General features: G+C 72.8%; 18 protein-coding genes. 7 read left to right on the forward strand and 11 right to left on the reverse strand.

The window, feature by feature from the left end; genetic code table 11:
* Positions 1-104: 104 nt before the first annotated feature.
* Together DAE25_RS04385 and DAE25_RS04390 are read right to left on the reverse strand one after the other, a co-directional pair.
* Positions 105-914, reverse strand: coding sequence for an NAD-dependent epimerase/dehydratase family protein (locus tag DAE25_RS04385; RefSeq protein ID WP_107765033.1), 810 nt, complete (start codon positions 912-914; stop codon positions 105-107).
* Positions 914-1,720, reverse strand: a complete 807-nt coding sequence (locus DAE25_RS04390) for a purine-nucleoside phosphorylase (RefSeq protein ID WP_107765034.1) — start codon at positions 1,718-1,720, stop codon at positions 914-916. The genes DAE25_RS04385 and DAE25_RS04390 overlap by 1 nt, the downstream gene beginning before the upstream one ends.
* 34 nt (positions 1,721-1,754) lie before the next feature.
* On the opposite strand from DAE25_RS04390, the gene DAE25_RS04395 reads away from it, so the two are divergent.
* On the forward strand, positions 1,755-2,234 hold the full coding sequence (locus DAE25_RS04395) for an NUDIX hydrolase (RefSeq protein WP_107765035.1): 480 nt from the start codon (positions 1,755-1,757) through the stop codon (positions 2,232-2,234).
* Between the two features lie 7 nt (positions 2,235-2,241).
* Here the strand turns inward: DAE25_RS04395 and DAE25_RS04400 are convergent, their stop codons facing one another.
* Positions 2,242-2,694, reverse strand: coding sequence for a gamma-glutamylcyclotransferase (locus tag DAE25_RS04400; protein WP_056887308.1), 453 nt, complete (start codon positions 2,692-2,694; stop codon positions 2,242-2,244).
* Between the two features lie 46 nt (positions 2,695-2,740).
* Here DAE25_RS04400 and lpdA point away from each other — a divergent pair, with 46 nt between their 5' ends.
* Positions 2,741-4,144 (forward strand): dihydrolipoyl dehydrogenase, encoded by a 1,404-nt coding sequence (gene lpdA, locus DAE25_RS04405; protein ID WP_107765036.1) that lies wholly within the window; start codon positions 2,741-2,743, stop codon positions 4,142-4,144.
* Positions 4,144-5,538: an NAD(P)H-quinone dehydrogenase gene (locus DAE25_RS04410; RefSeq protein ID WP_107765037.1), complete on the forward strand. Its 1,395-nt coding sequence runs from the start codon at positions 4,144-4,146 to the stop codon at positions 5,536-5,538. The genes lpdA and DAE25_RS04410 overlap by 1 nt, the downstream gene beginning before the upstream one ends.
* Positions 5,539-5,551: 13 nt before the next feature.
* Here DAE25_RS04410 and DAE25_RS23450 read toward each other — a convergent pair whose 3' ends face one another.
* Positions 5,552-6,361, reverse strand: a complete 810-nt coding sequence (locus DAE25_RS23450) for a hypothetical protein (RefSeq protein ID WP_107765038.1) — start codon at positions 6,359-6,361, stop codon at positions 5,552-5,554.
* 147 nt (positions 6,362-6,508) lie between these two features.
* On the opposite strand from DAE25_RS23450, the gene DAE25_RS04420 reads away from it, so the two are divergent.
* Positions 6,509-7,747, forward strand: coding sequence for a SpoIID/LytB domain-containing protein (locus DAE25_RS04420; protein ID WP_159083566.1), 1,239 nt, complete (start codon positions 6,509-6,511; stop codon positions 7,745-7,747).
* 19 nt (positions 7,748-7,766) lie between these two features.
* On the opposite strand, the gene DAE25_RS04425 is transcribed toward DAE25_RS04420, so the two are convergent.
* Positions 7,767-11,159 carry a pyruvate carboxylase gene (locus DAE25_RS04425; protein WP_107765040.1) on the reverse strand — a complete coding sequence of 1,131 codons (3,393 nt, stop codon included), beginning with the start codon at positions 11,157-11,159 and terminating at the stop codon, positions 7,767-7,769.
* Between the two features lie 94 nt (positions 11,160-11,253).
* Here DAE25_RS04425 and DAE25_RS04430 point away from each other — a divergent pair, with 94 nt between their 5' ends.
* Positions 11,254-12,213 (forward strand): SGNH/GDSL hydrolase family protein, encoded by a 960-nt coding sequence (locus tag DAE25_RS04430; protein WP_107765041.1) that lies wholly within the window; start codon positions 11,254-11,256, stop codon positions 12,211-12,213.
* A gap of 1 nt (position 12,214) precedes the next feature.
* Here the strand turns inward: DAE25_RS04430 and DAE25_RS04435 are convergent, their stop codons facing one another.
* Positions 12,215-13,144, reverse strand: coding sequence for an NAD-dependent epimerase/dehydratase family protein (locus tag DAE25_RS04435; protein WP_107765042.1), 930 nt, complete (start codon positions 13,142-13,144; stop codon positions 12,215-12,217).
* A gap of 125 nt (positions 13,145-13,269) precedes the next feature.
* On the opposite strand from DAE25_RS04435, the gene DAE25_RS04440 reads away from it, so the two are divergent.
* Positions 13,270-13,983 carry a TetR/AcrR family transcriptional regulator gene (locus tag DAE25_RS04440; protein WP_107765043.1) on the forward strand — a complete coding sequence of 238 codons (714 nt, stop codon included), beginning with the start codon at positions 13,270-13,272 and terminating at the stop codon, positions 13,981-13,983.
* Between the two features lie 6 nt (positions 13,984-13,989).
* Here the strand turns inward: DAE25_RS04440 and DAE25_RS04445 are convergent, their stop codons facing one another.
* The 4 genes from DAE25_RS04445 to DAE25_RS04460 form a co-directional block, all read right to left on the reverse strand.
* Complete coding sequence (locus tag DAE25_RS04445) at positions 13,990-15,780, reverse strand: acetyl/propionyl/methylcrotonyl-CoA carboxylase subunit alpha (protein WP_456093762.1); 1,791 nt, start codon at positions 15,778-15,780, stop codon at positions 13,990-13,992.
* A gap of 75 nt (positions 15,781-15,855) precedes the next feature.
* Positions 15,856-16,890 (reverse strand): ABC transporter ATP-binding protein, encoded by a 1,035-nt coding sequence (locus tag DAE25_RS04450; RefSeq protein ID WP_107765045.1) that lies wholly within the window; start codon positions 16,888-16,890, stop codon positions 15,856-15,858.
* Positions 16,887-18,365 (reverse strand): ABC transporter permease, encoded by a 1,479-nt coding sequence (locus DAE25_RS04455; RefSeq protein ID WP_234410853.1) that lies wholly within the window; start codon positions 18,363-18,365, stop codon positions 16,887-16,889. Before DAE25_RS04455 ends, DAE25_RS04450 begins: the two co-directional genes overlap by 4 nt.
* A gap of 47 nt (positions 18,366-18,412) precedes the next feature.
* Positions 18,413-19,441, reverse strand: coding sequence for an iron ABC transporter substrate-binding protein (locus tag DAE25_RS04460; RefSeq protein WP_107765046.1), 1,029 nt, complete (start codon positions 19,439-19,441; stop codon positions 18,413-18,415).
* A 120-nt stretch (positions 19,442-19,561) separates the two neighbouring features.
* Here DAE25_RS04460 and DAE25_RS04465 point away from each other — a divergent pair, with 120 nt between their 5' ends.
* Positions 19,562-20,758: an acyl-CoA dehydrogenase family protein gene (locus DAE25_RS04465; protein ID WP_107765047.1), complete on the forward strand. Its 1,197-nt coding sequence runs from the start codon at positions 19,562-19,564 to the stop codon at positions 20,756-20,758.
* 24 nt (positions 20,759-20,782) lie between these two features.
* Here DAE25_RS04465 and DAE25_RS04470 read toward each other — a convergent pair whose 3' ends face one another.
* Positions 20,783-21,316, reverse strand: a complete 534-nt coding sequence (locus DAE25_RS04470) for a GNAT family N-acetyltransferase (protein ID WP_159083567.1) — start codon at positions 21,314-21,316, stop codon at positions 20,783-20,785.
* Positions 21,317-21,324 lie beyond the last annotated feature (8 nt).

The following is a 21,324-nucleotide window of genomic DNA, read 5'->3' on the forward strand; positions in this document are numbered from 1 at the left end:
TCAGACGTGCCTGCGGCCCTGCCGAGGTTTCGAGGCTCGCTGCGCTCGCACCTCAACCACCGAGAACAGCGGGTCCCGACTCCGCTCGGCCGGATGCGGCCCGGTCAGTCCCCGAGGGCCGGCCGCTGGATCTCGGCGAGGGCGTAGGGCCCACCGACGTACGCCGCCTCGTCCTCGTCCTCGGGACGCTGCGGGATGCGGTCGGCGTACGCCTCGGCGTCGTCGAGGGGCTGGTAGCCGAGGCGCCGGCCGGGCTCGAGGTCCCACCAGGCGCGGGTGTTGGCGCTGATGCCGTAGATGACGGCGAAGCCGGGTGAGGGTGCGGTGAGGGCCGCCTCGACCATCCGCACGCAGTCGTCGGGCGAGAGCCACGTCGACAACGCGCGGAGGGTGGCGGGCTCCTCGAGGAAGGAGCCGATCCGGCAGGCGACGGCGTCGACGGCGTGCCGGTCGGCGTACAGGCCCAGGAGCGCCTCGGCGGCGACCTTGCTGACGCCGTAGAACGTGTCGGGGCGGGGGAGTGCGCCGTCGGTCAGCGGGGTGTCGGGGCCCAGGTCCCGTCGCGGGGTGCGACCGACGGCGTGGTTGGACGACGCGTAGACGATCCGGGAGACCCGGTGCGCGACCATCGCGTCCAGCAGGGCGGCGGTGGTGACGACGTGCGAGGTCAGCGACGTCGGCAGCGACGCCTCGCCCGGGTGGCCGGCGAGGTGGACGACCGCGTCGAGGCGCTCGGCCTCGAAGACGGCCAGCACGGCGTCGGGGTCGGCGCAGTCGGCCGTGTGCCAGTTGCCGGTGAAGCCCTCGGGCTCGGGCACCAGGTCAAGCCCGACGACCTCGTGGTCGCGGTCGCAGAGGCCGAGGGTGACCGCCCGGCCGATGGAGCCGGCCGCGCCGGTGACGAGGACGCGCATCAGATGCGGGGGACGATCCGGCCGAGCAGGTCGCCCATGCGGGAGGCTGCGGCCTTGCCGGCCTCGAGGACCTCCGCGTGGTTGAGGGGCTCGCCGCTGATGCCGGCGGCGAGGTTGGTGACCAGGCTGATGCCGAGCACCTCCAGCCCGGCCTCGCGGGCGGCGATCGCCTCGAGCGTGGTGCTCATGCCGACCAGGTGGCCGCCCATCGCGCGGACCATCCCGATCTCGGCGGGCGTCTCGTAGTGCGGTCCGGGGAACTGCACGTAGACGCCCTCGTCGAGCGTCGGGTCGATCTCCTGGCACAGCGCGCGCAGCCGCGGGCTGTAGAGGTCGGTGAGGTCGACGAAGTTGGCGCCCTCGATGGGGCTCGTCGCCGTGAGGTTGATGTGGTCGGAGATGAGCACCGGCTGGCCGGGCTCGAAGGTCGCCTTGAGGCCACCGCACCCGTTGGTGAGCACGATGGCGCGGCAACCGGCCGCCGCCGCGGTGCGTACGGGGTGGACGACGGCGGCGACGCCCTTGCCCTCGTAGAAGTGGGTGCGGCTCAGGAAGACGAGGATCCGGCGACCGGCGACCTCGAGGCTGCGGATCTTGCCGCTGTGCCCGACGACGCCCGCGGCGTGGAAGCCCGGCAGGTCGGTCGTCGCGATCTCGGCGGTGGCCTCACCGAGCGCGTCGACGGCGGGCAACCAGCCGGAGCCGAGGACGAGGGCGATGTCGTGCCGCTCGACGCCGGTGAGCTCGGCGAGGGCGGCGGCGGCCTGCTGGGCCAGGTCTGCGGTGCTGGGCGCGGTGTCGTTCACGGCGCGATCCTAGGCCCGTGCTTGGGTGGGACGCATGATCGAGGGCCTTCCTTCCGACCTTGGCTACACCGACTACGACACCCGACTGGCCGCGTACGCCGTGGTGGTCGAGGACCGACGCATCCTCCTGGCGTGGTGGAACGGCGAGGGAGTCGCCGAGCCCTGCTGGACGCTGCCCGGCGGCGGCGTGGACCTGGCGGAGACGCCCGAGGAGGGCGTGGTGCGCGAGGTCCTCGAGGAGACCGGCCACCACGTCGCGCTGACCGGCCTGCTGACCGTGCACTCGCACGCGATCCGGCCGGAGCGGCGTACTGCCTCGACCGCGCGCTGGCTCCGGGCGGTCCGGGCGGTGTACGCCGCCGAGGTCACCGGCGGCACGCTGGGCACCGTCGAGGTCGGGGGCACCACCGACCGCGCGGACTGGGTCGACCTCGACGAGCTGGGCGGGCTGCCCCACACCGACATCGTCGCCATCGGCCTCGCGGCCCACGACGCCCGGCACCCGCGGGGCTGACCCGGCCTCAGAGTCCCGTCGACCGGCAGTCGCGGCGCCGCAGGCGCCCGACGTAGTCGTCGGGAGCGTCCGCGGCCTCGGCCGCGTCGGCCAGGACGCCGAGGTACGACGCGCTGGGCAGCCCGCCCTCGTAGGCGTCGAGGACATAGGCCCAGACGACCTGCTCACCGGACATCGTGGACACCCGGACACGGGTCTTGCGGTAGAGGCCGGTGTCGGCGGACTCCCAGCGGTCCAGCTCGGTCTCGTCCTCGGTGGTCACGTCGTAGACGGCGACGAAGACCTGCTCGATGGGGTCCTCGACGATGGTCGCGAGGGCGCCGTCCCACCCGTGCTCCTCGCCGCCGAAGGTCAGTCGCCAGCCCGTCAGCCACCCCGTGGAGCGCAGCGGGGAGTGCGGACACCGCTCGCTCATGCGGGCGGGGTCGAGGTTGGTGCCGTAGGCGGCGTACAGCGTCACCCGGCCAAGGCTAGCGGCGTCGGGGCCGAGGGCTAGTCTGTGGCCCGTGACCGACACGCACTTCGACACCCTCGTCCTCGGCGCCGGCCCCGGTGGCTACGTCGCCGCCATCCGCGCCTCCCAGCTCGGCCAGAAGGTCGCCGTGGTGGAGAAGAAGTACTGGGGCGGTGTCTGCCTCAACGTCGGGTGCATCCCGTCCAAGGCACTCCTCAAGAACGCCGAGCTGGCACACACGCTCCAGCACGAGAAGGCGAAGTTCGGCATCGAGGGCGACGCCACCATGTCGTTCGGGCCGACCCACAAGCGCTCCCGCGACGTCAGCGCCGGGATCGTCAAGGGCGTCCACTTCCTGATGAAGAAGAACAAGATCACCGAGATCGACGGCTGGGGCACCCTCACCGGCGCCAAGAGCATGGACGTCAAGGACGACGACGGCAACGTCACGACCTACACCTGCGACAACCTCATCATCGCCACCGGCGCCACCGTCCGGCTCGTGCCGGGCGTCGAGCTGAGCGACAACGTGGTGACCTACGAGGAGCAGATCCTCACCGACCAGCTGCCGAAGTCCATCGTCATCGGTGGTTCGGGCGCGATCGGTGTCGAGTTCGCCTACGTGATGGCCAACTTCGGCGTCGACGTCACCATCGTCGAGTTCCTCGACCGGATGGTCCCCACCGAGGACGCCGACATCTCCAAGGAGCTCGCCAAGCACTACAAGAAGCTCGGCGTGAAGGTCCTGACCAGCACCGCGGTCAAGGGCGTCGAGGACACCGGCTCCGGCGTCAAGGTCACCGTGGCGCCCGCCGCCGGCGGCGACACCCAGGTCCTCGAGGCCGACAAGTTCCTGGCCGCCTTCGGGTTCGCCCCGCGCGTCGAGGGCTACGGCCTCGAGGCTGCCGGGGTCGAGCTCACCGAGCGTGGCGCGGTCGCCATCGACGACTACATGCGCACCAACGTCCCGGGCGTCTACGCCATCGGTGACTGCACCGGCAAGATGATGCTCGCCCACGTCGCCGAGGCGATGGGAGTCGTCGCGGCCGAGACCATCAACGACGCCGAGACCATGCCGATCAACTACGACATGGTCCCGCGGGCCACCTACTGCATGCCGCAGATCGGCTCGTTCGGCTACTCCGAGGCCCAGGCCAAGGAGAAGGGCTACGACGTCAAGACGTCGACCTTCCCGTTCACCGCCAACGGCAAGGCGATGGGCCTCGGTGAGGCGATGGGCTTCGTCAAGGTCGTGGCCGACGCCGAGCACAACGAGATCATCGGGGCACACATGATCGGCCCGGGCGTCACCGAGCTGATGCCGGTGCTGACCCTGGCCCAGCAGTGGGACCTCACGGCCGACGAGGTGTCGCGCAACGTCTTCGCGCACCCGACGCTGAGCGAAGCGGTCAAGGAAGCCGTGCACGGCATCGCCGGCCACATGATCAACCTCTGATGGCAGACCGCGTCGTCATCATCGGTGGAGGCCCCGGTGGCTACGAGGCGGCCCACGTGGCCGCGCAGCTCGGCGCCGAGGTCACCGTCGTCGACACCGACGGGGTGGGCGGTTCCGCTGTCCTCACCGACTGCGTGCCGTCGAAGACCCTCATCGCCACCGCGGAGCTGATGACCGAGGTGTCGGAGTCGGCCGAGCTCGGCATCGACTTCTCGGACCACGAGGGCGACTCGGCGACCACCATCCGGGTCGACCTCGCCAAGGTCAACACCCGCGTCAAGAAGCTGGCCGCCGACCAGTCGGCCGACATCGCCGCGCGCCTGGACCGGGACGGCGTCCGCGTCCTGCGCGGACGGGGACGGCTGGCCCCGGGCATGACCGTGGTCGCCACGCTGCCCGACGGCTCCGAGGAGGTGCTGGAGGCCGACGCGGTCCTGGTCGCCACCGGTGCCGCGCCACGCACGCTCGACTCCGCGCAGCCCGACGGCGAGCGGATCCTCACCTGGGAGCAGGTCTACGACCTCGACGAGGTGCCCGACAAGCTCATCGTCGTCGGCTCGGGCGTCACCGGCGCCGAGTTCGCCAGCGCCTACCTCGCGCTCGGCATCCCGGTCACCCTGGTCAGCTCCCGCGACCGGGTGCTCCCCGGCGAGGACGCCGACGCCTCGGCGGTCCTCGAGGAGGTCGCCACCCGACGCGGCATGGAGGTGCTCAGCCGGTCCCGGATGCAGTCGGTCACCCGCGACGGCGACACGGTCACCGTGACGCTCACCGACGGCCGGACCGTCACCGGGTCGCACTGCATCCTGGCCCTCGGCTCGGTCCCCAACACCGCCGACCTCGGCCTCGAGGAGGCCGGCGTCGCCACCGACGAGGCCGGCTTCATCACCGTCGACCGGGTGTCCCGCACGTCCGCGCGCGGGGTCTACGCCGCGGGCGACTGCACGGGCATCCTCATGCTGGCCTCCGTGGCCGCCATGCAGGGCCGGATCGCGATGTGGCACTTCCTCGGCGACGCGGTGTCGCCGCTGGACCTCAAGAAGGTCTCCTCCAACGTCTTCACCTCACCGGAGATCGCCACCGTCGGCTGGTCGCAGAAGGCCGTCGAGGAGGGCGAGATCCTGGCCGAGGTGGTGACCCTGCCGCTCGCCGGCAACGCCCGGGCCAAGATGCAGGGCGTGCGCGACGGCTTCGTCAAGCTCTTCATCCGCCCCGGCACGGGGATCATCGTCGGCGGAGTGGTCGTGGGCCCGCGGGCCTCCGAGCTGATCCACCCGGTGTCGATCGCGGTGGCCGAGTCGCTGACGGCCGACCAGCTCGCCCAGGCGTTCACCGTCTACCCGTCGATGAGCGGCTCGATCGCCGAGGCGGCCCGACGCCTGCACCGGGTCTGAGGCTGGGTGGGGGTCAGTCGCCCCCACCTCCGCCACCACCGCCACCGTCGCCGCCCCCGCCGTCACCGCCTCCGTCGAACCCGCCGCTGCCGTCGGGACCGCCGTGCCAGCCGGAGTAGTCGTGGCCGCCGATCATCCCCCCGCCGTCCCACGCGCCGGGGTCGGACCAGGCGGCGGCCGGGGCGATACCGACCCCGTCCCCGCGTGACGCGGAGCCGGCCCAGAGCATCGTGAGCCGGTCGGCCTCCATCCGGTGGTCGTCCAGCAGGTCGCCGTACCAGCCCTGCGCCCACGCGGCGTACAACGGGCCGGAGGCGAACCACGCGACCCGGCGGTTGCCGAGGCGGACGAGCCGTACCTCCGGCTGCTCGCCGGCGGTGAGGCGCTCGAGGTCGCGGAAGCAGACCGGTACGACGCGGGGCACGCCGCCGGGCGGCGCCCACTCGACGTCGTGGTCGGCCGGCCCGTGCGCGGGGTCGAAGAAGCACGGCTCGTGCCGGACGGGCTTGGGTCGGCCGTCGCGGACGGCCAGCACGCAGGCGTGTGACCAGCGGCCCCGGGCCAGCACGCGGGTGACCCCCGAGACCTCGGTGGCCGACTCCGCGGTCGCGAGCTGTGCCTTGGCCTGCTCGTAGGCGTCGAGGGCGCGCTGGTAGTCCTCCTGCGACCCCTCGTCCAGGGGCGTCGTGAGGGTGTCGACGTGCAGCTGCACCAGCTCCTCGCCGAAGCGGGTGACGTCCTCGTCGGCCGCGCGGCGTACGTGCCGGAAGGCGTCGAGCGCCGCGAGCCGCTCCTCCTTGCTCCGCCGGCCGAAACCCTTCATGCCCCGATGGTGCTCCCGGCCACCGGCCAGGGTCCACCCCCTGGTGAAGTACACCGTTGTAGTTGTCCCGGTCTGGTTGTGGCGCGCTGTGACGCGTGGTGTCATCGACCGTCACGCCAGTCACACCCGACTCAGGAGACGCACCCGATGCGCCGTTCCACCCGCCCGCTCGCGCTGCTCGGCGCCGCCCTCACGGTGGTGTCGGTGCTGGTCGTGTCGCTGGTGGCAGCGCCGTCGACCGCGAGCCGCAGGGGCGAGGTGTACGCCGTCTCCGGGCCCTCGACGATCACGCTCACCGGGCACGGCTACGGGCACGGCCACGGCATGTCGCAGTACGGCGCCGAGGGGGCGGCCCGGCAGGGGCTGACCTGGCAGCAGATCATCGGGTTCTACTACCCCGGCACCTCATGGGGGGAGCTGCGGGGACCGATCTCGGTGTGGCTGACCGGCGACACCACCGACGACGTGGTGGTGGCGGCGCAGGCGGGCCTGACGGTCACCCGGCTGGCCCCGCGCAAGGCGTGGACGCTGCCCGCCAACGGGGCGCGCCAGTGGCGCGTCAACGGCCTGGCCGGTGGGCGCTCGCAGGTGCAGTTCGTCAAGGGTCGCGGCTGGCGCACGTGGAAGGTCTTCCGCGGCGACGCGGAGCTCTCCGCGGCGAAGAAGCGGCTCACGCTCATCACGCCCTCGGGCAGCAAGGTCTACCGCGGCCGGCTCCGCTCGGCCTCGCCCGTGCCCGGCGGCGCGGCGCGCGACACCGTCAACGTCCTGAGCATGGAGTCCTACCTCCGCGGCGTCGTACCGCTCGAGATCCCCGCGTCCTGGAGCCCGGACGCCGTCCGCGCCCAGTCGGTCGCGGCCCGCACGTACGCCGCGGCCGAGCGCTCGCACCCCAACGCACGGCACTACGAGATCTGCGACACCACCCAGTGCCAGGTGTACGGCGGCGTGGGTGCCGAGCACCCGGCGGCGACCCAGGCGATCCGGGACACCGCGAGGCAGGGGCTGACCTACGACGGGCGGCCGGCCTTCACCCAGTTCTCCGCCAGCAGCGGCGGCTGGACCTCGGCCGGCTCGACGCCCTACCTCGTCGCGCAGGCGGACCCGTACGACGGGTGGGAGGGCAACGCCGTCCACACCTGGACGAAGACGGTCAACGACTCGGCGCTCGAGCGGCACTACCCGCGGATCGGTGACCTGACCTCGATCGAGATCGCCGGGCGCGACGGCAACGGCGACTGGGGCGGCCGGGTGCAGGAGATGACGCTGGTCGGCACCCGCGGTCGCGCGGCCACCACCGGCGACACCCTGCGGACCCTGCTGGGCCTGCGGTCGTCGTGGTTCACCGTCAGCGTGGCCCCGCTCCAGGCGCGTACGCGGGGCTGACCCGCTGGGCCGACCCCGCTCAGCCCCGGAGCACCAGCACCAGGTCGCCGCCCTCGACGGCCTGGGTGCCCGGCACCGCGACGCGCTCCACCGTGCCGGCCCGCGGGGCGGTGATCGAGGCCTCCATCTTCATGGCCTCGATGGTCGCCACCGTCTGACCGGCCTCCACCGTGTCGCCCTCGGCGACGCCGACCGTGACCACCCCGTCGAACGGCGCCGCCACGTGGCCGCCGTGCGAGGGGTCGGCCTTCTCGGCGGCCGCGACCTCGGAGGCGACGTTGCGGTCGCGGATCCCGATCGGGCGCATCTGGCCGTTGAGGGTGCACATCACGGTGCGGATGCCGCGCTCGTCGGGCTCGCCGATGGCCTCGAGGCCGATCAGCAGCCGCTTGCCCTCGTCGAGGTCGACGACGTGCTCCTGCCCGCGGCGCAGGCCGTAGAGGTAGTCGATGGTCGGCAGCACCGAGATGTCGCCGTAGGTCTCGCGCGACTCCTTGAACTCCTTGGTCGGACCCGCGAAGAGCAGCTGGTTGAGGGTGTCGCGCCGCTCGCGGGCCGAGCCGGAGGTGAGCCCGGCGGACTGCTCGGGGGTCAGCTCGGCAGCTGGCCTCTTCCACGTGCGTCCCGCCAGGGCCTTGGTGCGGAAGGGCTCCGGCCAGCCGCCGGGCGGGTCGCCGAGCTCGCCGTTGAGGAACCCGATGACCGAGTCGGGGATGTCGAAGGAGCCCGGGTCGTCCTGGAACTCCCGGGGGTCGGCGCCGACCGCGACCAGGTGCAGCGCGAGGTCGCCGACCACCTTGGACGAGGGGGTCACCTTGACCACGTTGCCGAGGATGTCGTTGGCCGCGGCGTACATGTCCTCGACCTGCTCGAACTTCTCGCCGAGGCCGAGCGCGATGGCCTGCTGGCGCAGGTTGGAGAGCTGCCCGCCGGGGATCTCGTGGCGGTACACACGACCGGTCGGTGCCGGGAGGCCTGACTCGAAGGGCGCGTAGACCCGTCGGGTGGCCTCCCAGTAGGGCTCCAGCGCGTTGACGCTGGCCAGCGACAGCCCGGTCTCGCGGGGGCCGTGGTCGGTGGCCGACACGAGCGCGGACAGCGGCGGCTGCGACGTCGTCCCGGCCATCGAGGCGCAGGCGGCGTCGACCGCGTCCACGCCGGCGTCGATGGCCGCGACCAGCGTCGCGAGCTGGCCACCGGGGGTGTCGTGGGTGTGCAGGTGCACGGGGAGGTCGAACTCCTCGCGCAGCGCGGTCACCAGCGTGCGCGCGGCGGGCACCCGGAGCAGGCCGGCCATGTCCTTGATGGCCAGCACGTGCGCGCCGGCGTCGACGATCCTGCGCGCGAGGTCGAGGTAGTAGTCGAGCGTGTAGAGGGTCTCGTCGGGGTCCGAGAGGTCACCGGTGTAGCAGAGCGCGACCTCGGCGACGGTGGTGCCGGTGGCGCGCACCGCCTCGATGGCCGGACGCATCTGCTCGACGTCGTTGAGGGCGTCGAAGATGCGGAAGACGTCGATGCCGGTCGCAGCCGCCTCGGCGACGAACGCCTCGGTCACCTCCGTCGGGTACGGCGTGTAGCCGACCGTGTTGCGACCGCGGAGCAGCATCTGGAGGCAGATGTTGGGCACCGCCTGGCGCAGCAGCTCGAGCCGCTCCCACGGGTCCTCGGACAGGAAGCGCAGGGCCACGTCGTACGTCGCCCCGCCCCACGCCTCGAGCGACCACAGCTCGGGCGTCGTCCTGGACACGTGGCCGGCCACGGCGAGCAGGTCGCGGGTGCGCACCCGGGTGGCGAGCAGCGACTGGTGGGCGTCGCGGAAGGTGGTGTCGGTGACCGCGACCCGGTCCTGGGCGCGCAGCGCGCGGGCGAACTCCTCGGGCCCCACGCGCAGCAGGTGCTGGCGGCTGCCGTCGGGGGCCGGGACGTCGAGGTTCACCGCGGGCAGCTTGGTGACCGGGTCGACGGTCACCGGGGCCCTGCCGTGCGGCTGGTTGACGGTGACGTCGGCGAGGTAGGTGAGCAGCTTGGAGCCGCGGTCGCCCGAGGAGCGGGCCGAGAGCAGCTGCGGGTGGTCCTCGATGAAGGAGGTGGTGACCCGGCCGGCCGCGAAGTCGGGGTCGTCGAGCACGGCCTGGAGGAACGCGATGTTGGTGGAGACGCCCCGGATGCGGAACTCCGCGACGGCCCGGCGGGCCCGCTCGACGGCCTTCTCGAAGGTGCGGCCGCGACAGGTCAGCTTGGCCAACATCGAGTCGAAGTGGGCGCTGACCTCGGCGCCGGTGTAGGTCGTGCCGCCGTCGATGCGGACCCCGGCACCGCCGGGGGAGCGGTAGGTGGTGATCTTGCCGGTGTCGGGACGGAACCCGTTGGCGGGGTCCTCGGTGGTGATCCGGCACTGCAGGGCGGCACCGCGGATGACGATGCCCTCCTGGGAGAGGCCGAGGTCGGCCAGCGTCTCGCCCGACGCGATCCGCATCTGCGACTGCACCAGGTCGACGTCGGTGATCTCCTCGGTGACCGTGTGCTCCACCTGGATGCGCGGGTTCATCTCGATGAAGACGTAGTTGCCGGCCGGGTCCAGCAGGAACTCCACCGTGCCGGCGTTGCGGTAGCCGATCTCGCGGGCGAAGCGCACCGCGTCCGCGCACATCCGGTCGCGCAGCTCGGCGGGGAGGTTGGGCGCCGGGGCGATCTCCACGACCTTCTGGTGGCGGCGCTGCACCGAGCAGTCGCGCTCGAACAGGTGGATGACGTTGCCCTCGCCGTCGGCGAGGATCTGCACCTCGATGTGGCGCGGCTCGACGACGGCCTGCTCGATGAAGACGGTCGGGTCGCCGAAGGCGCCCTCGGCCTCGCGCATGCAGGTCTCGATGGCCTCGCGCAGGTCCTTGCGGTCGTCCACCCGGCGCATGCCGCGCCCACCGCCGCCGGCGACGGCCTTGACGAACAGCGGGGCCGGGATGGCCTCGGCCGACGCGACCAGCGCCTCCACGTCGGTGGAGGGGTCCACGGACTGCAGCGTGGGTACGCCGGCCGCCTTGGCCGCCGCGATGGCGCGCGCCTTGTTGCCGGTGAGGGTCAGCACGTCGGCCGTGGGACCGATGAAGGTGATCCCGGCGTTGGCGCACGCCTCGGCCAGGGCGGGGTTCTCGGACAGGAAGCCGTAACCGGGGTAGACGGCGTCGGCACCGGCGCGGACGGCCGTGGCGACGATCGCCTCGGGGTCGAGGTAGGCGCGGACGGGGTGCCCGTGCTCGCCGATCTCGTAGGCCTCGTCGGCCTTCAGCCGGTGCTCGGACCAGCGGTCCTCGTGGGGGAAGACCGCGACCGTGCGCGCGCCGATCTCGTACGCCGCACGGAACGCCCGGATCGCGATCTCGCCGCGGTTGGCCACCAGCACCTTGGAGAACATGGCGGCACGCTATCGAGTGCCGGCCCGCCCCGTTCGTTACCGGTCCGTAGGACGGTCACGCGGTGCCTCACCAGTGCGGTGACATGATCGACGGATGCCCGCCACCACCCGTCGTCGTACCCTCGCGGTCGCCCTCGCCGCCGCGGCGCTGGGCGTGTCCGGCTGCTCCGGTGCCGGCGGCTCCGACGGGCCGGCCGAGACCGAGGTGCCGACCTTCGGCGACCTGCCTGCGGAGATCGACTACGTGGCGCTCGGCGACTCCTACAGCGCCGGGCCGCTCGTCACCACGGTCCGCTCGGACCCGTCCGGGTGCGTGCGCTCGACCGACAACTACCCCGCCTTCCTCGCCGGCTGGCTCGCCGTGGAGTCCTACCGCGACGTCACCTGCTCGGCGGCCGACACCTCCGACCTCCGGCGCCGCCAGCAGGTCATCGGCGGTGAGAGCGTGGCTCCCCAGCTCGACGCGCTCTCCGAGGAGACCGACCTGGTGACGCTCGGCATCGGTGGCAACGACTTCGGGATCTTCTCCTCGCTGGTCGGCTGCGCCCCCGGTGCCCGGGCCTGCCCGCCCGGCCTCCAGCAGCGGCTGCTCCGCGACGCCGGCCGCGTCGAGGCCCGCGTGGAGAGGGCGGTCCGCCAGGTCTCCGAGCGGGCCCCGGAGGCGGCGGTCTACGTCGTCGGCTACCCGCAGGTGCTGCCCGCGGAGGACGGCTGCAGCGCCGTGCCGCTGCCGGAGGGACAGCTCGAGACCGCGGCGTCGGTGGCCCAGCGCCTCAACGACTCGCTGCGTGCCGGTGCGGAGTCCGCCGGAGCGTCGTACGTCGACCTCGACGAGGCGTCGGAGGGCCACGACGTCTGCGCGGGACCCGACGCCTGGATCAACGGTCCCGAGATGCGCCTGGGCGTCGCGGCGCCCTTCCACCCGCTCCTCGCGGGCATGCGGGGGGTGGCCGAGGAGGTCTTCGGCACCATCACCGGTGACGAGGCGCCCGAGGCCGAGACGGCGGCGCCGCCGACCGACGCCGTGGTCCGCAACGAGGTCCCGGCGGGCTGACTCACCGGGCGGTGCGCCACCACTCGACGGTCTCCTTCACGCCGGTCGGGAGCGGGGTGGGCGCCAGCCCGAGGCGCTCCTGGCTCGCCCCGGAGTCCAGGACGAAGGGCCGGGTGAACATGTACGACGTCTCGGCCAGCTCCCGGGTCTCGCGCGAGACCGCGCCCAGCCCTCGCAACGCCCACGCCGGGATGGCCGACAGCCGCGGCACCGGCACACCGGCGGCGGCAGCGACCTGCTCGACCAGCTCGCGCTGGGTGACCGGGGGAGCGGTGGGCGCGTGGAGGAAGGAGTCCCAGAGGTCGGGGGTCGCCGCGGCCCGGATCATCGCCGCCGCGAGGTCCGGCACGTAGGTGAACGAGTGCGGCTGGTCGAGGCTGCCCATCACCCGCATCGTCCGGCCCGCCAGCACGGTCGGCACCAGCCGCTCCCCGGCGTGGGCGTTGCGCACCAGCGGTCCGTAGAAGTCCGAGGCCGCCACGCTGACGGTCGGGGTCGTCGACGCTTCGCGCTGGGCGAGCAGCTCGGTGCGGACGCCCAGCTTGCCGGTCGTGGCCGCGCGCGGCAGGTCCTCGGTGATCGGGCCGTCGACCGGGCCGTAGGAGTAGAGGCTCTCGGGGAAGACCACCACGGCGCCGACCCGGCCGGCGGCGGCCAGGACGTGGCGCTCGGCGACGGGCAGCTCCGCACGCCAGGTGCGGGCGTCGTACCGCGAGCCGTGGATGCAGTGGTGGACCGCGGTCGCGCCCTCGAGGGCCGGCCCGAGCTGCTCGGGACGGGAGACGTCGACGCGGAGGCGCTCGACGAGGGGGTGCTCCGGCCCGCTGCCCGAGCGGGTCAGGAGCCGCACCTGGTGGCCGCCCTCGGCCAGCTGTCGGGCGACGGTCGAGCCGACGGGTCCGGCTCCGGTGACGACGTGGATGGGGTTCATGTCCTGCTCCTCGGGATTGGGAGAGCACTGCTCTCGGTTCGACCAGCATGACCCGCGTTCGTCCGAAATGCAAGAGCAGTGCTCACTGATGTATCCGGTGCTTCCAGATGTGGCACACTCGCGGGATGAGCGACACGGCACCGGGCAGCGGGACACCCAGGGCGCGGGCCCGCGAGCAGACGATGCGCGACATCGTCCGGATCGGGCGTGTCCACCTGGCCACCGACGGTGCCGCGGCGCTGTCCCTGCGCGCGGTGGCCCGCGACCTCGGGGTCGTGTCGTCGGCGGTCTACCGCTACGTCGGCAGCCGCGACGAGCTGCTGACCCTGCTGGTCGTCGACGGGTACGACGAGCTGGGCGACGCCGTGGACGCCGCCCTCTCGCGGGTGGACCGGGCCGACCACGCCGGCCGGCTGCGGGCGATCGGTCGGGCGGTGCGCACGTGGGCGCTGGCCGAGCCGGCGACGTACGCCCTGCTCTTCGGCAGTCCGGTGCCCGGCTACCGGGCGCCGGCCGAGCAGACCACCGGCCCCGGGACCCGGGTCATCGCGCGGCTGGTCGAGGTCTGGGAGGACGCCTGGGTGGCCGGGGCGGTCACCGTGGACGAGGCGCCCGTGAGCCCCCGGCGGCTCTCGCGCGACCTGGCGCGGATCCGTCGGGACCTGGGTCTGACCGCGCCCGACGAGCTCGTCGCCCGCGGGGTGCTGGTGTGGGCGGCGGTCTTCGGGTGCGTCAGCTTCGAGGTGTTCGGGCAGTACGGCGCCGACACGTTCACCCAGCCTCAGGACGTCTTCGACCACCACCTGGAGGTGCTGGCCGGGACCGTGGGGCTGGCGTGAGGCGGGTCAGTCCTTGAGCTCGCAGATGACGGCGCCGTTGGTGACGGTGGCGCCGACCTCGGCCTCGAGGCCGGTGACGGTGCCGGCCTTGTGGGCCTTGAGGGGTTGCTCCATCTTCATGGCCTCGAGGACCACGACGACGTCGCCCTCGGCGACCTGGTCGCCCTCGGCGACGGCGACCTTGACGATGGTGCCCTGCATGGGGCTGGTGACCGCGTCGCCGGATGCTGCGGCGCCGGCCTTCTTGGCCGCCCGCTTGGGCTTCTTGGCGCCCGCGCCCGCACCGTTGCCGGCCGAGAGGCCGCCGAGGCCCGCGGGGAGCACGACCTCGAGACGACGGCCGCCGACCTCGACGGTGACCCGCTGGCGCTCGCCGGGCTCGTCGGCCTCGGCCGTGGCGCCGGCGTACGGCTCGATCTGGTTGTCGAAGTCGGTCTCGATCCAGGTCGTGTAGACGGTGAACTCGCCCTCGCCGGACGGCGTCGAGGCCCCGACGTACGCCGGGTCGGTGACGACCGCCTGGTGGAACGGGATGACGGTGGGCATGCCGTCGACGACGAACTCGGCCAGCGCGCGGCGCGAGCGCTCGAGGGCCTGGGTGCGGTCGCGACCGGTGACGATGAGCTTGGCGACGAGGGAGTCGAACGAGCCGGGGATGGTCTCGCCCTCGAGGTAGCCGCCGTCCACCCGGATGCCGGGGCCGCTGGGGGGTGCCCAGGTGGACAGGGTGCCGGGGGCGGGCATGAAGTTGCGGCCGCCGTCCTCGGCGTTGATGCGGAACTCGATGGAGTGGCCGCGGATCTCGGGGTCGTCGTAGCCGAGCTCCTCGCCGGCCGCGATGCGGAACATCTCGCGGACCAGGTCGATGCCGGTGACCTCCTCGGAGACCGGGTGCTCGACCTGGAGGCGGGTGTTGACCTCGAGGAAGGAGATGGTGCCGTCCTTGGCGACGAGGAACTCGCACGTCCCTGCGCCGACGTAGCCGGCCTCCTTGAGGATCGCCTTGGACGACTCGTAGAGCCGGGTCAGCTGGTCCTCGGTGAGGAACGGCGCGGGCGCCTCCTCGACGAGCTTCTGGTGGCGGCGCTGCAGCGAGCAGTCGCGGGTCGAGACGACCACGACGTTGCCGTGCTGGTCGGCCAGGCACTGGGTCTCGACGTGGCGGGGCTGGTCGAGGAACTTCTCGACCAGGCACTCGCCGCGACCGAAGGCGGTGACGGCCTCCCGCACGGCGGACTCGTAGGCGTCGGGGATCTCCTCGAGCGTGCGGGCGACCTTGAGGCCGCGGCCGCCGCCACCGAAGACCGCCTTGATCGCGACCGGGAGCCCGTTGGCCTCGGCGAACGCGACGACCTCGTCGGCGTCCCTGACCGGGTCCTTGGTGCCGGGCGCGAGCGGGGCGTCTGCCCGCTCGGCGATGTGCTTGGCCCTGGCCTTGTCGCCGAGTGCCTCGATCGCGGCCGGCGGAGGGCCGATCCAGATCAGCCCGGCGTCGATGACGGCCTGGGCGAAGCCGGCGTTCTCGGCGAGGAAGCCGTAGCCGGGGTGCACGGAGTCCGCACCGGACTTCTGCGCGACCGCGATGATCTTGGCGATGTCGAGGTAGGACTCGGCCGGCGTCGAGCCGTCGAGCGAGTGCGCCTCGTCGGCGAGCTTGACGAAGAGGGCGTCACGGTCGGGGTCGGCATAGACCGCCACGCTCCCGATCCCGGCGTCCTTGCAGGCGCGGATGACGCGCACTGCGATCTCGCCACGATTGGCGATGAGGACCTTCTGCAATCCCTGCTTGTCGGCCACGGAACACTCCTGGTCTGCTGCCATCGATACCGCTGGGCACACTATCGCCCCCGCCGGTCGGTGCCGACCGAGGTGTCAGTCGCGGACCGGGGCGGGGTAGGCGTGGACCGTCCCGCGCACCCCCACGCGGACCCGGTCGCCGGCCGCGGGCGCGGACGGGCCGGGCACCCGGGCGACCAGCGCCGCCCCGGCCACGGTCAGCCGGATCGCGGCGTCGTGGCCGTAGAAGCTCACCTCGTCGACGCGCGCCTCCACGCCTGCAGGGTCGAGGACCACCTGGTCGGGGCGGATCACCAGCACCAGGTCGTCGGCCGACGAGGGGTGGGTCAGGGTGACGGACCCGAGGGCGCAGGTGGCGGCGGTGCCCTGGCCGGCGCGGCCCGGCAGTGAGGTGGCGCCGCCCACGAAGCGCGCGAGCTCGGGGTCGTGCGGCGCGAGGTAGACGTCGGCAGGGGAGCCCGCCTGGATCAGGCGGCCGTCGCGGAGCACGGCGACCTGGTCGGAGAGGGACAGCGCCTCGGACTGGTCGTGCGTGACCAGCAGTCCGGTGGCCTGCGCCGCCCGCAGGGCCCGGGCGACGGCCCGGCCGGTCGACTCGCGCAGCGAGGCGTCGAGGGAGGAGAAGGGCTCGTCGAGGAGGACGACGGTGGGTCGCGGGGCCAGCGCCCGGGCCAGGGCGACCCGCTGCTGCTGCCCGCCGGAGAGCTCGTGGGGGGCGCGGCCGCGGAAGGTGCGGGGCAGCTCCACCAGGTCGAGCATCTCGTCGATCCGGGCGCCCGCCGCGCGCTCGCCCCGGGGCAGCCCGAAGCCGATGTTGGCGGCCACGTCGAGGTGCGGGAAGAGGGCGCCCTCCTGCGGGACGTAGCCGACCCGGCGGTCCTGCGGGGGCACCGGTCGACCGGCGCCGGCGACGACCCGGTCGTCGAAGGCGATGGTCCCGGCGTCGGGGGCCAGGAAGCCGGCGATGAGCCGGAGCAGAGTGGTCTTGCCGCACCCGCTGGGTCCGAGCACGGCGGTGAGCGAACCGTGCGGCACGTGCAGGCTCACGTCGTCGACCGCCAGGGTCTCCCCGAAGGCCTTGCTCACCCCCGTCACCGTCAGCGCGCTCATGGGTGCAGTCTCTCCTGTCGCATGAGGAGCACCGTGGCGGGCACCGAGATCAGGACGAGCAGCAGGGCGTACGGCGCGGCGGCGCCGTACCGCAGCTCCGAGGACGCCGACCAGAACTCGGTCGCCAGAGTGCGCGTGCCGATCGGGCTCAGCATCAGCGTGGCGGTCAGCTCGGTGGAGATGGCGAGGAAGACCAGCGCCGCGCCGGCACCCAGGCTGGGGGCGATCAGCGGCAGCGTCACCCGCCGGGCGGTCTCCAGCGGTCCGGTCCCGAGGCTCTGCGCGACGTGGTCGAGCACCACCGGGGCCTGCTCGAGGCCAGCCCGCACCGAGACCACGGCCCGGGGGAGGAAGAGGATCGCGTAGGCGACGACCAGCAGGATCGCGGTCTGGTAGAGGACCGGCACGAGGCGCAGGCTGGCGACCACGAGGGACAGGCCGACCACGATGCCGGGCAGCGCGTTGGCGACGTACGTGCTGCGCTCGACGAGCGTGGTCAGCCGGCCGCGGTAGCGCACGGCCAGCCAGGCCACCGGCACGGCGGCGAGCGTCGTGGCCAGGGCCCCCACGGTGGCCAGGACGACGGTCGAGCCCATCGCGGAGAGCAGCTCGCCGAGGGGGAACTCGGTGGACGTGCCCACCACCAGCCAGTGGAGCAGGGCGTACGTCGGCACGCCGAGCGCGAGGACGACGAGCCCACCGACCAGCGCCACCACCGGCCAGCGCAGACCGCGCAGCGCCACGGGCTCGGACACCCGGGCGGCGCCGTGCCCGACCCGGGCGTAGTGCCGGGTGCCGCGCAGTCGCAGCTCGGCGAGCAGCAGGAAGAGGCAGAGCATCACCAGGACCGCCGCCATCGCGGTCGCCGCGGAGCCGTTGAAGGTGGAGGCGTACTGGTCGTAGATGGCGGTGGTGAAGGTGGGGAAGCGCAGCAGGGAGAGCGCACCGAACTCGGCGAGCAGGTGCAGGCCGACGAGCAGGGTGCCGCCGAGGAGGGCGGGTCGCAGCTGGGGCAGCACCACCCGGGTGAAGGCCTGCCAGCGCGTGTGCCCGAGGGACCAGGAGGCCTCCTCGAGCGCCGGGTCGAGGCCCCGGAGGGACGCGACGGCCGGGAGGTAGACGAGCGGGTAGTAGGAGAGCGTCACGACGAGCCAGGCCCCGCCGAAGCCGTTGATGGAGCGGTCCAGCGACACCCACGCGTAGCCGTTGACGAACGCCGGCACGGCCAGCGGTGCGACCAGCAGCCCGTGCCACAGCCGGCGGGCCGGCAGGTCGGTGCGCTCGACGACGAACGCCAGGCCGATGCCGAGCACCGCGGTCGCGGCCATGGTGGCCACGGCCAGGGTCACCGTGTTGCGGAGCAGCTCGAGCACCCGCGGGCGGACGACCAGGTCCCAGAGCTCGGCGGGGCCGATGATGACCGTGTACGTCGCGACGTACACGAGGGGGATGACGGCGAGCAGCGCGACGGCCACCCCCGCTCCGAGCAGCAGGGGTGGTGTCGCAGTGCGGGCGCCTGTCCTCAGAGCAGGCCGGCCTCGGTCATCAGCTCGGTCACCTGCGGACCGTTGAGGCTGGAGACGTCGACGGTGGGGGGCTCGAGCTCGTCGAACGGCTTGACGTCGCCGCTGAGCTGGGCGTCCGGGTTGAGCGGGTACTCCAGCGCGTAGGACTCGGCCATCGCCTGCTGGGCGGGGGTCGAGGTCAGCCACGTCACGAACTCCTCGGCGGCCTCGGCGTGCTCGGAGCTCTCGAGGATGCCGGCGCCGGAGACGGACAGGAACGCGCCCGGGTCCTGGTCGCCGAAGAAGTAGAGCTCCGAGTTGTCGGAGTCGGAGCCACCCTCCGCGCGGTCGCGGTACCAGTAGTAGTGGTAGGCGATGCCGGCGTCGATCTCGCCGGCGTCGGCCGACTGCATGACGACGAGGTTGTTCTGCAGGACGACGCCGTTGGCGGCCAGGCCCTCCAGCCAGGTGCGGGTGGCCTCCTCGCCCTCGAGCTCGAGGACCGCCGAGACGATGGCCTGGAAGTCGGCGCCCGTGGGGGAGAAGCCCACGCGGCCCTCCCACTCGGGGTCGGCGAAGTCGAGGATGCTGGTCGGCAGGTCGGCCTCGGTGACGTTGTCGGTGTTGTACATGACCACCGTGGAGCGGGCCAGGAAGCCGGTCCAGTTGCCGGAGCTGGGGACGTACTCCGCGGGGATGTTGTCCAGGGCCGCCTGCGGCACCGGGGCGAAGAGGCCCTCGTTGTCGACGATGCTCATCGCGGGCGAGTTCTCGGTGAGGAAGACGTCGGCGGGGGAGTCGCCGCCCTCCTCGACGATCTGGTTGGCCATCTCGAGGTCCTTGCCGCTGCGCAGCTCGACGTCGAGCCCGGACTCCTCCTCGAAGAGCGGGACGATCTCGTCGAGCAGCTCCTCGTGCTGGGCGTTGTAGATGACCAGGTCGGGCGGGTTGAGGATGCTGCACGCGCCCAGGGGAGCGACGATCAGCGCGGCGAGGGTGGCGCCGGCCCATCGACGGGTGGCGCGGCGCAGGGGGGAGGTCGGCATGGGAGCGTGGTCCTCGGGGCTCGGATTAGGGTCGGCTTACCTTAGTGGACGGGTCGCGGGCCGCCACATCCCGCCCGCCGGGGGTTAGCGATCGTTAACCAACGCGGCTATCCTGCGGTCATGACCTACGAGCTGTCCCCCGAGCACGAGCAGTTCCGCCGCAGCGTCCGCGACTTCGCCGAGAAGGAGATCGCCCCGCACGCCGCGCAGTGGGACCGCGACCATCACTTCCCGACCGACGTGGTCCAGCAGATGGGGGACCTCGGCCTGATGGGCCTCACCGCGCCGGAGGAGTTCGGCGGGGCCGGGATGGCGGGTGAGGACGGCGGGTTCACGTCGCTGTGCCTGGCCATCGAGGAGATCGGCCGGGTCGACCAGTCGATGGGCATCACGCTCGAGGCCGCCGTCGGCCTCGGCATCAACCCGATCCTGACCTACGGCACCGACGAGCAGAAGCAGACGTGGCTGCCCGACCTGGTGTCCGGCCAGCGGCTCGCCGGCTTCGGCCTGACCGAGCCGGGGGCAGGGTCCGACGCCGGTGCGACGAGGACGAAGGCCGTGCTCACCGACGGTGAGTGGGTCGTCAACGGCGCCAAGCAGTTCATCACCAACTCCGGCTCCGAGATCACCTCGCTGGTCACCGTCACCGCCCGCACCGGTGAGCGCGAGGGCGGCAGGCCCGAGCTCTCCACGATCATGGTCCCGAGCGGGACGCCCGGCTTCACCGCGGAGAAGGCCTACGACAAGCTCGGCTGGCACGCCTCCGACACCCACCCGCTGTCCTTCGAGGACGTGCGGGTGCCCGAGTCGCACCTGCTCGGCGAGCGTGGCCGCGGTTACGCGCAGTTCCTCGCCACCCTCGACGACGGCCGGGTCGCCATCGCCGCGCTGGCGGTCGGCTGCATCCAGGCGTGCCTCGACCTGTCGCTGGAGTACGCCGGGCAGCGCCAGACCTTCGGTGGCCCGATCGGTCGCAAGCAGGGCGTCGCGTTCCAGATCAGCGACCTCCAGGTGATGCTCGACGCCTCGCGCCTGCTGACCTACAAGGCCGCCGCGATGAAGGACGCCATGGACGCCGGCCGCTCGGTGTCGACGAAGGACTTCAAGCAGGCCGCCGCGGTCGCCAAGCTCTACTCCACCGAGTCCGCGGTCACCGCGACGCGCATCGCCACCCAGGTCTTCGGCGGCTACGGCTTCATGGAGGAGTACCCCGTCGCCCGGTTCTACCGCGACGCCAAGGTGCTCGAGATCGGCGAGGGCACCTCGGAGGTGCAGCGCATGCTCATCGCGCGAGGGCTCGGCCTGCCGGTCGAGTGATCGCCGCCTGACCGACGTGGGCCGCTACCAGGCGTCCCCCGCACGGTCCTGGCAGGTCACGGGCAGCGTGCGATCCACCACTGCGGACGGATCGGTGGTGAGCACCATGAGGCCACCGTGCTCGTCGTCGGGGACGACCCCGGTCTCTGTCTGTGTGTACGAGAGCCCCAGCCACCGCTCCCAGCCGAGCGGCTCGTAGAAGCCGGTCGCGCGTCCGGTCGAGAGCAGTGCGACCTCCCACCGGGACGCGATCTCCTCGTGCAGCCGCTCCATGGCCAGCCGGCCGATGCCCTCGCCCTGGTGGGCGGGGTCGACGGCCACGGCCTCGACGTACCCGACGGTGCGCCAGGGCTGGTCGCCGAACCTGATGGGTCGAGGAACCGCGCTGGCGTGGCCGATGAGCCGGCCGTCGTCGCGGACCAGCACGTGCACGCCGCCGAAGGCGTGGTCGGCGTCGTGGTCGTCGAAGCGATCACCGAACGCCCGGTCCCACAGCCGACGCAGGGCCGCCTGCGCCTCTGCGTCCACCTGGTCACTCTCGAGCACGACGACGTCCACGATCCGCA

Origin of the sequence: Nocardioides terrigena, assembly GCF_003047265.1 — a bacterium.
GTDB classification, from domain to species: domain Bacteria; phylum Actinomycetota; class Actinomycetes; order Propionibacteriales; family Nocardioidaceae; genus Nocardioides; species Nocardioides terrigena.